The organism is Agrobacterium vitis (assembly GCF_013337045.2).
GTDB lineage: Bacteria > Pseudomonadota > Alphaproteobacteria > Rhizobiales > Rhizobiaceae > Allorhizobium > Allorhizobium vitis_B.
The window spans coordinates 1,471,325-1,486,030 of sequence record NZ_CP118259.1 but is presented as its reverse complement, the minus strand read 5'-3'; the positions used below and the strand labels follow the sequence as shown (position 1 = coordinate 1,486,030).

The following is a 14,706-nucleotide window of genomic DNA, read 5'->3' as shown; positions in this document are numbered from 1 at the left end:
GACCAGAGGAGGGTATTTCGATGATGGCCACTGGCCAAACTAAAAGACCGGTTCGATTGTTTCGCAATCTGAACGCCAAGATTGCCTCTATTCCCATGATTCTGGTTGCTGTGGTTATCTTTCTTGGCGGCAGCGTCTGGACCGTGGTCTATTCCTTTACCAATTCCAAGCTTCTGCCCCGGCTGAATTTCGTCGGCCTCGATCAGTATGACCGGCTGTGGTCTTCGGCGCGCTGGCTGATCTCGATCCAGAATCTGGCCGTCTACGGCTTTTTCTCGCTGATTTTCAGTCTGGTGATCGGCTTTCTGCTGGCAGCGCTGATGGATCAGAAAATCCGGTTCGAAAACCTGTTTCGAACCATCTTTCTCTACCCTTTCGCGCTGTCCTTCATTGTCACTGGTCTTGTCTGGCAATGGGTGCTGAACCCGGAATTTGGCGTGCAGTCGGTGGTGCGCAGCATGGGCTTTCCCAGCTTCACTTTCGATCCGCTCTATAATCCGCAACTGGTGATCTATGGCATTCTGATCGCAGGCCTGTGGCAGGGAACCGGCCTGGTGATGTGCCTGATGCTGGCTGGCCTGCGCGGCATTGATGAAGACATCTGGAAGGCCTCGCGGGTCGATGGCATTCCGACCTGGAAAACCTATCTGCTGATCATCATTCCAATGATGCGACCGGTGTTCATCACCACGCTTGTCATTATCACCAGCGGTATCGTCAAGGTCTATGACCTGGTGGTGGCGCAAACCAGTGGCGGCCCCGGCATCGCCTCGGAAGTGCCTGCCAAATATGTTTATGACTATATGTTCCAGGCGCAAAACCTGGGGCAGGGCTTTGCCGCTTCGACGATGATGCTGGTGACTGTCGCCATCATCATCATTCCCTGGGCCTATCTGGAATTTGGAGGGCGCAAACGTGGCTGATCATTCCGCTCTCAACACGCCAGCTTCAACCGTGCGTCCTGTGGCATCACGCCTTGGCGAAGGGCCTACGGGCCGCAAACCGAAGCCCATCCTGTCGCGCCGCAATATCATGCTCTACGGCATCCTGTTCGTGGCCGCCGCCTATTACCTGCTGCCGCTTTACGTGATGGTCGTTACCTCGCTGAAGGGCATGCCGGAAATTCGGATGGGCAATATCTTCTCGCCGCCGATGGAAATCACCTTCGAGCCCTGGGTGAAAGCCTGGAGCCAGGCCTGTACCGGACTGAATTGTGACGGCCTGTCGCGCGGTTTCTGGAATTCGGTGCGCATCATGGTGCCTTCGACCGTGGTGTCGATCGCCATTGCCTCCGTCAGCGGTTATGCGCTGGCCAATTGGCGCTTCAAGGGGGCGGAACTGTTCTTCTCCATTCTGGTGATCGGCGCGTTCATTCCCTATCAGGTGATGATCTATCCAATCGTCATCGTGCTGCGCGAAATTGGCATCTATGGCAGCCTCACAGGCCTGATCATCGTCCATACGATTTTCGGCATGCCGATCCTGACGCTGCTGTTTCGCAACTATTTCGCCTCGCTGCCGGAGGAGTTGTTCAAGGCGGCCCGGATCGATGGGGCAGGGTTCTGGCAGATCTATCTGCGGATCATGCTGCCGATGTCGCTGCCGATCTTCGTGGTGGCGATGATCCTTCAGGTCACCGGCATCTGGAACGACTTCCTGTTTGGCGTCGTCTTCACCCGCCCGGAATATTACCCGATGACGGTGCAGCTCAACAATATCGTCAATTCGGTTCAGGGCGTGAAGGAATACAACGTCAACATGGCCGCAACGATTTTAACCGGCGCTGTGCCGCTGATTATCTATTTTGTCTCCGGACGCCTGTTCGTGCGTGGCATCGCCGCGGGCGCCGTGAAGGGATAATGCCGATGAACACAAGTGTTTCCATACGCGATCTCTCACTTAATTTTGGCGCCGTCACGGTGCTGAAGGATCTCAATCTCGACATTGCCGATGGCGAGTTTCTGGTGCTGCTCGGCTCTTCGGGCTGCGGCAAGTCCACGCTGCTCAACTGCATTGCCGGGCTTCTCGATGTCTCGGAAGGGCAGATCTTCATCAAGGACAAGAACGTCACCTGGGAAGAGCCTAAGGATCGCGGCATCGGCATGGTGTTCCAGTCCTATGCGCTGTATCCGCAGATGACCGTGGAGAAAAACCTGTCCTTCGGCTTGCAGGTGGCGAAAATGCCGAAGACCGAAATCGACAAGCGGGTGGCGCGCGCCGCCGAGATCCTGCAAATCGGTCCGCTGTTAAAACGCAAGCCAGCCGAGCTTTCCGGTGGCCAGCGCCAGCGCGTGGCCATCGGCCGGGCTTTGGTGCGTGATGTCGATGTGTTTCTGTTCGATGAACCGCTGTCCAATCTCGATGCCAAGCTGCGGGCCGAACTCCGTGTCGAGATCAAGCGGCTGCATCAATCGCTTAAAAACACGATGATCTACGTCACCCATGACCAGATCGAGGCGCTGACGCTGGCCGACCGGATTGCCATCATGAAAAGCGGCGTCATCCAGCAGCTTGACGATCCGATGACCATCTATAACAGGCCGAAAAACCTGTTCGTGGCTGGCTTTATCGGCTCACCGTCGATGAATTTCTTCAAGGGGGAATTGCGGGAAAAGAATGGCGCTGTTGTGTTTCATTCCGGTGGCGTCGATTTCGGCCTGACCGGCTATCAGGCCGATACCACGCTCCTGCCCGGACGAAAGGTCGTGCTGGGCGCGCGTCCCGAACACATCGCTGTGGACGGCGATATCGGTCCGGGCGAGGAGGCGCATCCGGCCCTCGTTGATATTGAGGAGCCAATGGGCGCCGATAACCTCCTCTGGCTGAAGCTGGCGGGACAGGTGCTATCGGTGCGCATTGCCGGGACGCGCCGCTACCGGCCCGGCAGCGAGGTCAAACTCGCCTTCGACATGTCCGTCGCCTCGTTGTTCGACGCCGAGACGGAAATGCGTCTCTGACACCCCTATCCAGAGGAGCGGTATCATCCGCTCCGCAGTTATCGAGGTGACCATGACCGATATCCACGACCTTGCTGGCCCCTGGCAGCTTTCCACCGTAAATGGTGAGCATGCCTGCACCATCACCTTGCCCGGCGACGTGCATAGCGCTCTGCATGCGGCAGGCATGATTGCCGATCCTTATTTCGCAAGGAATGAGGAACAGGTGCAATGGGTGGCCGAAAATGACTGGGTGCTGGTCCGCAGTTTCCATCTCGATGTGGCCGATGCGGACTGGTATCTGGATATCGACAATCTCGATACGGTTGCCATGGTGTTCATCAATGACATCCCAGTACTGTCGGCCGACAATTGCTTCCGGCGCTACCGCCCGGATGTCAGCGCCGCCTTGCAGCCGGGCGAAAACACTATTCGTATTGTTATCCATTCCAGCATCAAGGCAGGAGCCGAGCGGCAGGCGCGCCAGCCTTTTTACGTGCCTTACCATCCCGGCAATTCGCCGATCCCGCATGGCAACATGCTGCGCAAGCCCCAATGCCATTTCGGCTGGGACTGGAATATCGCCATCGCGCCGCTGGGCGTCTATGGCTCCATCGCCATACGCAAGCTGGACCCGGCGCGGATCGAGCATGTGGAAACCAGCCAGTTGCATCACGCCGATGGCCGTGTGGAACTGACGGTGAAGGCAACGATTTTTGCCAAGACCCCATCGGTCGTGCCGGTGCATTTCCAGCTGGAGGAAGAACGGCTGCGGCTGGACTGCGGCGTCAATGCCGGGGAAACGGTCATTACCCATGTGTTCGAGGTGGAACAGCCGAAACTATGGTGGCCTGCGGGCAGTGGCGAGCAAGCGCTTTATGCCCTTAGCGTAGACGTGCCTGGCGACACAGTTGAAAAGCTGATCGGCCTGCGGGTCATCGAACTTATCACCGATGCCGATGAGGCGGGCAGCCGGTTTGCGTTCAAGGTCAATGGGCGGGAGATCTTCTGCCGGGGCGCCAACTGGATTCCCGCCGACGCGCTGTTCTCGCGTTCGTCGCCGGAAAAAACCAAGGGCCTGCTGGTCTCGGCGGTGGCCGCCCATATGAACATGATCCGCGTCTGGGGCGGCGGCTTTTACGAGGCCGACTGGTTCTATGATCTGTGTGACCGGCTCGGTCTGCTGGTCTGGCAGGACTTCATGTTTGCCTGCAATCTCTATCCCTGCACCGATGATTTCCTCGATAATGTTGCAGCCGAGGTCGATTATCAGGTTCGCCGCCTGCAATCGCATCCCTCCATTGCGCTTTGGTGCGGCGACAACGAATTGATGGGGGCGCTGACCTGGTTCAACGAAAGCCGTGACAATCGCGACCGTTATCTGGTTGCCTATGACCGGCTGAACCGGGTGATCGAGCAGGGGGTCAAAAAGACCTTTCCGCAAGCCATCTGGTGGCCATCCAGCCCGGCCTCCGGCTATCTCGACTATGGCGATGCCTGGCATGCCGATGGCTCCGGCGACATGCATTACTGGTCGGTCTGGCACGAGAACAAGAGCTTCGACAATTACCGCAGCGTCAAGCCGCGTTTCTGCTCGGAGTTCGGCTTTCAGTCCTATACGTCGCTGCCTGTCATCGAAAGCTTTGCCGAGGCAAAGGACATGAATATCGCCTCGCCGGTCATTGAGCTGCACCAGAAGAATGCCGGTGGCAATGAGCGGATCGCAGGCACGATGTTCCGCTATTTTCGCTTCCCGAAGGATTTCGCTAATTTCGTCTATCTTAGCCAGATCCAGCAGGGCCTGGCAATCAAGACGGCGGTGGACTATTGGCGCTCGCTGAAGCCCCATTGCATGGGTACGCTCTATTGGCAGCTCAACGATACCTGGCCTGTCGCTTCTTGGGCGAGCCTGGATTACGGCGGGCGGTGGAAGGCCATGCATTATATGGTCAAGCGCTTCTTCCAGCCGGTGACCGTCGCCGCCATCCCGGATGAAACGGGCAAGCGGGTGCAGTTCTCCATGGTCAATGACACGGCTGACAGTGTGGATATCGATCTGACCGTGTTTGCGCTGACAGTGTCTGGTGAACGCCGGCCACTCACGACGGCAAGCGGATCATGTTCGCCAGACCGGGCAGAGATTTTAACCTCCATCGAACTATCAGCTATCCCCAGTAATGGACTGATAATGTGGGATTTCAAGGCATCAAACGGCATGAAAGGCGAGGGCCATTTCATGCCTGGTGGCACCTATAAATCTCTGGAACTGGAGCCATCAGGGCTTGGCTTTGAGGCCGCACCACAGGCTGATGGTTCGGTAGAGCTAACGGTTACGGCCTCTGGTCTTGCGCTGTTCGTGATGATCGAAAGCCGCCTTGACGGGAGCTATAGCGACAATGCCTTTGACCTGACCGCCGCTGAAAGCCGCCGTGTGACCTTCACGCCAGCCACGCCGCTGCCGCCGGGCGAAGTACCTGATTTCACCCTTTACGATCTCTATTCCTGCCAGGCTACCCAATAGTCCCACACAAACCAGTCATCCGACACATATCGACAGCCCGCGTCATGGGAGGCGCGGCGCATTCATTCAGGAGGAAATGACCATGACCGATCTCGGCTTTCAGCTTTATAGCGCCCGCAATTTCCAACCGTTTTCCGCCATCCTTCCGAAGTTGAAGGCGGCAGGCTATACCCATGTTGAGGGCTATGGCGCCATGTATGCCAGCGCCGATGACGCGGTGCTGAAGGCGCTGCGCGACGATCTCGACGCCAATGACCTGACCATGCCGACCGGCCATTTCGGCATCGACCTGCTGGAAAGCGATCCGGCCAAGGCACTGTCCATCGCCAAGACGTTGGGCATCAAGGCCGTTTATTGCCCTCACCTTTTGCCGGACCAACGCCCTAGCGATGCGGCGGGTTGGTTTGCTTTTGGCCAAAGGCTGGAAAAGGCAGGCAAGCCATTCGTCGATGCCGGGCTGCTGTTTGGCTGGCACAATCATGATTTTGAATTCGCAGCGCTTCCAGACGGCTCGACACCACAGGAACAGATTTTTGCCGGTGGCCCAAGCCTGACCTGGGAAGCCGATCTCGCCTGGGTGGTGCGTGGCCATGCCGATCCCGTGTCCTGGATCGAGAGCTACGGCAAGCGGATCACCGCCGTGCATGTCAAGGATATCGCGCCCGCAGGTGAAAACAAGGACGAGGACGGCTGGGCCGATGTTGGTCATGGCACGGTCGACTGGAAGGGACTGGTGGCCGCTCTGGAACGCTACAATGTCCAATATTATGTGGTCGAGCATGACAATCCGAATGATATCGACAGGTTGATTACCCGATCTATTGCTTCCTTCAATTCCTTTTGAATCATATACTTGTCAGGACAACCTAAGATGACACGTGAACTTAATGTCGGCATCATCGGATGCGGCAATATTTCCTCGGCCTATTTCACCCTTGCCCCGCTGTTCAAGGGCATCACAGTGGTGGCCTGCGCCGATATCAACATGAATGCCGCAGAGCTGCGCGCCGAGGAATTCGGCGTCAAGGCCCAGACGGTGGAAGAGCTACTGGCCAATCCGGATGTGGATGTGGTGGTCAACCTCACCATTCCGGCGGTGCATTATGCTGTCTCCAAACAGATCCTCGAAGCGGGCAAACATGTCTATTCGGAAAAGCCGCTGGTGCTCAGCCCGGAGGAAGGTGAGAGCCTGCGGCGGATCGCAAAGGAAAAGGGTCTCTCGGTCGGTTGCGCCCCGGATACTTTTCTGGGTGGCGCGCATCAGTTGGCACGCAAGCATATCGATGAAGGTGGTATTGGCCGTGTCACATCGGGCACCTGCCATGTGATGGGCCCAGGCATGGAAATGTGGCACCCGAACCCGGATTTCTTCTTCCTGCCGGGCGGCGGTCCGATCCTTGATCTCGGGCCTTATTACATTGCCAACCTGATCAACCTGATCGGCCCGGTGAAGCGGGTTGGGGCCTTAACCTCGATGGCCAACGAGACCCGCACCATTACCAGCGAGCCGCGCAATGGTGAGGTGATCCCGGTCAAGACACCAACCAACATCCATGCCCTGCTGGAATTCGTCAATGGCGCGACCATCACCCTATCAGCCAGTTGGGACGTCTGGTGCCATCGCCATGCCAATATGGAGCTTTACGGTACGGAAGGTTCGTTGTTCGTGCCGGACCCAAATTTCTTCGGTGGCGCGGTGGAAGCCACGGGCCGTAATAAGGAGGTCAAGCCGCTGGAGGACTGGGACCATCCGTTCGGCATCAACAACCAGGAAAGTGCGCAGGGACCGCGCGCCAATTACCGCACGGCGGGGCTTGCCGACATGGCCTTGGCGATCATTGAGGGCCGCGATGCGCGTTGCTCGCTGGACCGGGTTTTGCATGGGGTCGATGTGATGACGGCCATTCTGAAATCGGGTGAGACGGGCGAATTCGTCTCGCTCTCCACCACCTGTACCCAACCGGCGGCTCTTGGCGTAGAAGAGGCAAGGGCCTTGCTTCGGTAAGGCTGAACAGACAAGGGCGGCGGCGTAATGCCGTCGCCCATTTCAAGGAGCATATCATGACCTGGCAACCGGCTGAAAACCGCTATGAGCGGATGACCTATAATCGTTGCGGCAAGAGCGGGCTTAAATTGCCGGCGATCTCGCTTGGTCTCTGGCATAATTTTGGCGATGACACGCCGCATCAGTTGAAGCGAGATATGTGCCGCCGCGCCTTTGATCTTGGCATCACCCATTTCGATCTTGCCAACAATTACGGCCCTCTGCCGGGCGCTGCCGAACTGGCCTTTGGCGAAATCCTCAAGACGGATTTTCATGGGCTTCGTGACGAGCTGATCGTCTCGTCCAAGGCCGGATATAATATGTGGCCCGGCCCTTACGGCGAATGGGGTAGCCGCAAATATCTGATCTCATCCTGCGACCAGAGCCTGAAGCGCATGGGTCTGGACTATGTGGATATCTTCTATTCCCACCGTTTCGACCCTGACACACCGCTGGAAGAAACCTGCGGCGCGCTTGATCATATCGTCCGTTCGGGCCGGGCGCTCTATGTCGGGATTTCCTCCTATAATTCACAGCGAACCCGCGAAGCGGTCAAGATTATGAAGGGCCTCGGCACGCCGCTGCTGATCCACCAGCCGAGCTATTCCATGCTCAATCGCTGGGTGGAAGAGGACGAATTGCTCGATACGCTTGAGGATGTCGGCATGGGCTCCATCGTGTTTTCGCCGCTGGCGCAAGGCATGCTGACCACCAAATATCTTCAGGGTATTCCTGAGGATAGCCGCGCAGCGCAGAACCACTTTTTGAAGCGCGAGTTCATCCGCCCTGAAATCATCGACAATATCCGCAAGCTGAACACCATTGCCGAAAAGCGCGGCCAGACGCTGGCGCAGATGGCGATTGCCTGGGTGCTGCGCGGTGGTCGCGTGACCTCTGCCCTGATCGGCGCCAGCCGGGTTTCGCAAATCGACGATTGCGTCAAGGCACTGGACACGCCTGATTTTACCGAGGCGGAACTGGCCGAGATCAACGTCTATGCCAAGGAAGCCGAATCAATCTCTGGGCGAAATCCGCTGAACGCGATTGATCGGACCAATCCTCCTTGCTGGCAACGGCGAGGAGGGTTTCTCGTGGAGGAGAAAACATGATCATCAACCCAATCCTGCCGGGCTTCAACCCGGACCCGTCCATCTGCCGGGTGGGGGAGGATTATTATATCGCCACCTCGACCTTCGAATGGTATCCGGGCGTGCAGATCCACCATTCCCGCGATCTGGTCAACTGGACATTGATCCGCCGCCCGCTGGAACGCCAAAGCCAGCTGGACATGCGCGGCAATCCCGATAGCTGCGGCATCTGGGCGCCGTGCCTCTCCTATGCCGATGGGCTGTTCTGGCTGGTCTATACCGATGTAAAGCGCCTCGACGGTAGCTTCAAGGATGCCCCCAATTACATCGTGACCTCGCCAAGTATCGAGGGCGAATGGTCTGATCCTGTTTATGTCAATGCGTCAGGCTTTGACCCCTCGCTGTTTCACGATGACGATGGCCGCAAATGGTTCGTCAACATGCAATGGAACCATCGAGTTGAGGCTTTTAACACCATCGGCCCGCATCCGGCCTTTGACGGCATCCTGTTGCAGGAATGGGACTCGGTGGCAAAAACGCTGACAGGCCCGGTGCGCAATATCTATCCCGGAACCGAGCTTGGACTGGTCGAGGGGCCGCATCTGTTCAAACGCAATGGCTGGTACTACCTGACGGTTGCCGAAGGTGGCACAGGCTATGACCATGCGGTCACCATGGCGCGGTCGCGTAACATTGAAGGCCCTTATGAGACCCACCCTGACCGGCATCTGATCACCTCCAAAGACGATTCCAAGGCAGAGTTGCAAAAGGCTGGCCACGGGCAATATGTGGAAACGCCCGACGGACAGGCCTATCACACCCATTTATGCGGACGTCCGCTGGCACCCTATCGCCGTTGCACGCTGGGGCGTGAAACATCCTTGCAAAAATGCGTCTGGAAGGATGATTGGCTCTATCTGGAGCAGGGCGGTCAGGTGCCTGCGGTCTACGTGAAGCCGCCTTTACCGGCAGAGCGTTTGGAAAAGCCCGCGATTACAGAGTACCGTTTCGATCCATCCGGCCTGCCGATGGATTTTCAATGGTTGCGGACGCCAGAGCCGGAGCGGATTTTCAGCCTCTCGGCGCGGCCCAGCTTTCTGCGGCTTTATGGTCGGCAAAGCATTGGCAGTTGGTTCGAGCAAGCGCTTGTCGCCCGTCGTCAGCAACACCATAGCTTCCGGGCGCAGACCCGTATCACGTTTGCGGCGCAAACCTATCAACAGGCGGCGGGCCTGACCCATTACTATAACCGCTACAAGTTTTACGCCCTGACTGTGACCTGGCACGAGACGCTGGGCCGGGCGCTGACCATCCTGTCCTGCCCCGGTGACTATCCGGGCGGCAAGCTGGTCTTTCCTATCGAAGCCGGATTGGCTCTGCCGGATGGCGACATTGATCTGGCGATGGAGGTCACGGATAACGATCTGCAATTCCTCTGGCGTCCAGCGGTCGCAAGCCTTGATGGTTCAGAGGGGGCATGGCAATCGGTCGGCCCAATCCTCGACGCAGGCGTCATTTCCGATGAGGGCGGACGCGGCTTCGACGCCTCCTTCACCGGCGCCTTTACCGGCCTGTTCGCCTTCGATCTGACGGGGCAGGCGAGACTGGCCGATTTCTCCGGTTTCCTCTACGAGGCGCGCTGAAAACTGGCACCATCACGCGGCAGGGCTACGACATCGAAATGAGCCGGTGCAAGGCCTGCCTTGGCGCAGTTTGCCATGGTGTCATAAGCCGCCTCCAGATGGCGGCAAAACCGCGTCGCATCGAACAAGGGCGCTATGAACCGTTGTTCGGCGATATGCGCCTTCAATCGAGCAATCCTGGCGGGATCATTGATCAATGCCGTGGCAAGCTCGACGAAATCGTCTTCGTCTCGCGCCACCAGCTCATCGAGACCGATGGCTTTCAACAGGCTTTCCGAGACGCGAGACGCGAAATTCGTTCCCCGCTTGGTTATGACAGGCAGGCCCGCCCACAGCATATCCGAGGTGGTCGTGTGGCCGTTATAGGGAAAACTATCGATGGCAAAATCAGCAGCCTGGGCGCGGGCGATATGGTTTTCATACAACATTTTCGGGGCAAACAGCAGTTGCGACTGCTTGACACCAAGCGATTTGAAGAAGGCGGCGGTGGATTGGCGAGCGCTATGGCCATCGACCATCATCCAGAGCAGAGCCTTTGGATTGGCCTTGAGGATGCGCGCCCAGAGCCGCAAGGTTTCCGGCGTGTTTTTCGACTGGCTATTGAAGGCACCGATCACCACTCTGTCCGCGGGCAGGCCGAGCGCCATGCGGGACGAGGCGGGCGGCAAGGGGCGATGAACCGGATCGTTCGGCTGATAGCTCTCCGGCAGTCGGCAGAATTTCTCATGATAATGAGGCTTGGCACTATCAGGTAGTACGACATGATCGCCAATGACGTAATCGCAATCGACATCGCAACAACTGCCGGGAAAGCCGAGCCACGCGACATGAACCGGTGCAAGAGGCCTGTTCATCAGCCCGGAGCGGCTGTCGCGTGTATGGCCTTTCAGATCGACCATGATGTCGATCTTCATGGCACGGATTGTCGCTTCTGCCTCATCGTCGGTCTGATCGGCAATCGAGGTGATCGCGCCCCATAGCTGACGGCTGCCCGTGTCGATATCGACGAGGTTGCGAGGCGTATGGCAAAATAGGAAGATCTCGAAACGGCTGGCATCATGGCTGGTCAGCACGCTGCGCAGCAAACGCATCGTGGCGTGATTGTCCCAGAAATCGCCGGAAAGATAGCCTATCCGCAGCTTTTTGCCCCAGACATGCGGCAGACTGCGCCGTGTCGTCTGTGAGGCCGCTGTCATCACCTGGGTCATCGTCGTATAATAGCGGGCGTGTCTGTTCAGGCGCTCATCCGCCAGCCACATCAGATTGGCATGGGGTGATTCCATGGCGAGAAAATCGACTCTGCCAGCCGCAATATCGCGATGCAGCAGAGCCTCCTCTGCTGTCAGGATGTCGTAATTGCATTGCATCCGGGCAATCTGCACCAGCGCCATGCGCACTTTCGGCAGGTCCGGACGCAATTGCCGCAGCCTTTTATAAATCGGCAGGCAGAGCGGATGATGGATGTCATTGCCGACAGACAGGGCGGCAAGCACCAGATCATCAATATCAGTGCTTGTCCCCAGCGTGGCGATCAAGGCGTCTTTTGCCGCGTGGGACAGTGGAACAGTTCCGGATTTCAACACCACATAGGCAGCGTCCACCGTCGCCGGGCCAAGTGCCAGGCTGTTCAAGGCAAGAGCGACGGCCGTCTCCTGCTGCATGGAAGCCAGATAGAGACGCGCCGCATGGCCAAGAAAGCCGGCCTGAGTGGAGGGATCAAACGATGCGGCACTCTCTGCGAGATCGGCGAAGGCTTGTGCGGCTTCAAGGATGTTGCCTGCCGATTCCAGAGTTCTGGCCGCAAGAATCCGCAGGTCGAGATCCGAGACTTGCGAACCCATCTCATCCACCAGAACCGTCATGACATGTGGCTTTCTTTTGTCTGGGGAACATCGAAATGGTCTGGTGGCAATCCCGCTTTGGCGCGTTCCGCCATCATGTCATACGCCGTCTCCAGATGGCGGCAAAAGCGCGTTGCATCAAACAACGGCGTCTTGAAACGTTGGTCGACCAAATGGTGTTTCAGGGCGCGCAGCTTTTCCGGGTCGTTGATGAGCGCGGTTGCCATCGCCACAAAATCCCGTTCGTCCTTTGCCACCAGTTGCGGCAAGCCGATAGCGTTCAGCAGGCTTTCCGACACGCGGGACGCAAAATTACGGCCTTGCATGGTTAGCACAGGCAACCCGGCCCACAGCATGTCGGATGTCGTCGTGTGACCATTGCAGGGGAACGTGTCGATGGCGAAATCCGCCGCCTGCGCCCGGGCCAGATGCGCCGCATAGGCCATTTTCGGCGCAAACAGCAATTGCGATTGCTTGACGCCCAGCGTCTTGAAATGGGCAGCGGTTGCCTGACGCGCACCATTGCCGTCAATCATCAGCCAGAGCAATGCCTTGGGATTGGCCTTGAGCACCTCGGACCAAAGCCGCATGGTAAGCAGCGAGTTCTTGCGTTGGCTGTTGAAGGCGCCGATCACCACGCGGTCAGCCGGCAAGCCAAGCGCCATGCGGCTGGGGGCATCGGGCAGCGGACGATAGATTGGGTCGTTCGGCTGGTAGCATTCCGGCAGGCGGCAGAATTTCTCATGGTAGTAAGGCTTTGAACTGTCGGGCAACACGAACCGGTCGCCAATCGCGTAATCGCAATCGATCTCGATACACGTGCCGGGAAAGCCGAGCCATTGAACATGCACCGGTGCCAGCGGCCTGTTCATCAGGGCGGAGCGACTGCCGCGCGTATGGCCCTTCAGATCGACAAGAATATCGATATTATGCGCCCGAACCCTGGCCGCAGCCTGGTCATCACTCATATCGGTGATCGAAACGATCCGGCCCCATTGCTGACGCCCGCCATTGTCATAGGCCAGAAACTGGTCGGGCGTGTAGCAAAACAGCGTGACATCGAAACGCGAGGCATCATGAGCCGTCAGCACCGAGCGCAGCAGCCGCATGGTGGCGTGATCGTCCCAATAATCGCAACTCAGATAGCCAATGCGGATCTTTTCGCCCCAGACATGCGGCTGACGATGCCGCAAGGCCTGCATGGCCGGAGTGACGGGCGGGAAGCCGCTGATCATCGAGGCCAGACGGTTCAGCCGTTCATCGTCTTCCCACATCAGGCTGGCATGGGGTGGCTCCTGGGTGAGGCACGCCATCTCGCCACGTGCCAATTTTTCCCGTAGCAGCGGCTCTTCTTCCAACAGAACCGGATAATGGCATTGCTCCCGCGCCACCCGCAGCAGCAGCATCAGCACGTTATCGTCGTGCGGTCTAAGGTGACGCAGTTTCTGCAACACGGTCAACGTCAGCGGATTGCGGCTGTCTGCCGAGAGAATTTCACCGGCCTTTTGCCAATGCTCCGGTCGGTCGCTGGCGACCAAGGTGGAAAGCAGAGCGTTCATGCGCTCAGGCGGATAAGTCGTCTCTGTATCTATCGCCAGAAATGCCGCATGGGCGCGCAGCCGCGATCCTTCCGGTTCAGGCATGCGGCTTGCGGCAAATTCGAAAGCTTCGACCGCCCCCTCCACCGAACCCAGTTTCAGCAGGATGTCCCCAAGCAGGCCGGGCGCATCGGGGCCAGGCTGGCTGGCAACCAGGCCGGAGACCGCCTCCAATGCCGCCTGATACTGGCCACTGTCATAAAGGCGTTTCGCCTCTTGGAGGGGGTCGGCAACATTCAACACGGTATTCTGGTCTCCCTGCATGGCCGAAAACCGATGCAAGAGTCAGGCAGGTTCAAAGTAAACCCACCAGACTCCAGACATTCACGTTTCCGTTTGTCTTCTCGGGAAACCCTAGGAAGTCTGGCTTGCCTGAGCCTAAACCTTAAGCGGTTCGGGGTGCCGCCTTGGCCAGCGCCGCCTTTTTCCGCTTCGCCGCCATCAGTCTTGGACGCACCAGCCGGTAACCAAGCAACAGGATAACGATGCCGGTATAGATTGCGGGCTCCAGCGTGAAGGACTTGCGCGACAGGACGAAATGCAAAAGCCCAGCGGCAAGAATGATATAGCTCGCCTTATGCAGCGTGTTCCAACGACTGCCAAACTTGCGGATAGACCAGCGATTGGAGGTCAGGGCCAGCGGAATAAGCAGGATGAGCCCCAGCATACCCAGCATGATATAGGGCCGCTTCAGGATGTCCCCGAGAATGGACGAGAGAATCAGCCCTCTATCCAGCGTCAGATAGACGGCAAAATGGGCCAGCACATAGTAGAACACCAAAAGGCCCAGCGCCCGGCGATAGGCGATGAAATTGTATTTTGCCAGATCGCGCAGCGGCGTTATCGCCAGCCCCAGACAGAGGAACCGCAAGGCCCAGAGCCCGAGGCGATGCTCGAATTCGCGCACCGGATCGGCACCGAGATCGCCGAAAATGCCGAGATAGAAGGCGTAAAGGCCGGGCATGAGGCCAAACGCATACAGCGCCCAGATGGAGAGCGATTTTTGCCGTGCGGAGAGACTGAAAGAGGCCATGA

10 protein-coding genes and 1 pseudogene are annotated in these 14,706 nt (G+C 57.9%); 8 read left to right on the top strand and 3 right to left on the bottom strand.

Going from position 1 to position 14,706, the window contains the following annotated elements:
- Positions 1-20: 20 nt before the first annotated feature.
- The 8 genes and pseudogenes from G6L01_RS07005 to G6L01_RS06970 all read left to right on the top strand — a co-directional run bounded on the left by G6L01_RS07005 (position 21) and on the right by G6L01_RS06970 (position 10,232).
- The gene (locus tag G6L01_RS07005) at positions 21-923 is read left to right on the top strand and encodes a carbohydrate ABC transporter permease (RefSeq protein WP_070164750.1); all 903 of its coding nucleotides are present in this window, start codon (positions 21-23) and stop codon (positions 921-923) included.
- Positions 916-1,860 carry a carbohydrate ABC transporter permease gene (locus G6L01_RS07000; RefSeq protein ID WP_070164749.1) on the top strand — a complete coding sequence of 315 codons (945 nt, stop codon included), beginning with the start codon at positions 916-918 and terminating at the stop codon, positions 1,858-1,860. Before G6L01_RS07005 ends, G6L01_RS07000 begins: the two co-directional genes overlap by 8 nt.
- Positions 1,860-2,957, top strand: coding sequence for an ABC transporter ATP-binding protein (locus G6L01_RS06995; RefSeq protein ID WP_272950980.1), 1,098 nt, complete (start codon positions 1,860-1,862; stop codon positions 2,955-2,957). The genes G6L01_RS07000 and G6L01_RS06995 overlap by 1 nt, the downstream gene beginning before the upstream one ends.
- A 52-nt stretch (positions 2,958-3,009) precedes the next feature.
- On the top strand, positions 3,010-5,457 hold the full coding sequence (locus tag G6L01_RS06990) for a beta-mannosidase (protein WP_071206381.1): 2,448 nt from the start codon (positions 3,010-3,012) through the stop codon (positions 5,455-5,457).
- Positions 5,458-5,539: 82 nt separating this feature from the next.
- Entirely contained in the window at positions 5,540-6,301 is a 762-nt protein-coding gene (locus G6L01_RS06985; protein WP_070165129.1) for a sugar phosphate isomerase/epimerase family protein, read from the top strand.
- A gap of 27 nt (positions 6,302-6,328) precedes the next feature.
- Positions 6,329-7,462 (top strand): Gfo/Idh/MocA family protein, encoded by a 1,134-nt coding sequence (locus G6L01_RS06980; RefSeq protein ID WP_174089202.1) that lies wholly within the window; start codon positions 6,329-6,331, stop codon positions 7,460-7,462.
- A gap of 56 nt (positions 7,463-7,518) precedes the next feature.
- Positions 7,519-8,549: pseudogene (gene mgrA / locus G6L01_RS06975) on the top strand (L-glyceraldehyde 3-phosphate reductase).
- Between the two features lie 57 nt (positions 8,550-8,606).
- Entirely contained in the window at positions 8,607-10,232 is a 1,626-nt protein-coding gene (locus G6L01_RS06970) for a glycoside hydrolase family 43 protein (protein ID WP_070164745.1), read from the top strand.
- Here the strand turns inward: G6L01_RS06970 and G6L01_RS06965 are convergent.
- From G6L01_RS06965 to msrQ, 3 genes are all read right to left on the bottom strand, one after another.
- Positions 10,217-12,094, bottom strand: a complete 1,878-nt coding sequence (locus tag G6L01_RS06965) for an O-linked N-acetylglucosamine transferase, SPINDLY family protein (protein ID WP_070164744.1) — start codon at positions 12,092-12,094, stop codon at positions 10,217-10,219. The two genes, G6L01_RS06970 and G6L01_RS06965, sit on opposite strands and share 16 nt — an antisense overlap.
- Entirely contained in the window at positions 12,091-13,935 is a 1,845-nt protein-coding gene (locus G6L01_RS06960) for an O-linked N-acetylglucosamine transferase, SPINDLY family protein (protein WP_070164743.1), read from the bottom strand. Before G6L01_RS06960 ends, G6L01_RS06965 begins: the two co-directional genes overlap by 4 nt.
- A gap of 121 nt (positions 13,936-14,056) precedes the next feature.
- A complete protein-coding gene (gene msrQ, locus G6L01_RS06955; RefSeq protein WP_070164742.1) occupies positions 14,057-14,704 on the bottom strand; it encodes a protein-methionine-sulfoxide reductase heme-binding subunit MsrQ in 648 nt (215 codons plus the stop codon).
- Between the last annotated feature and the right edge of the window lie 2 nt (positions 14,705-14,706).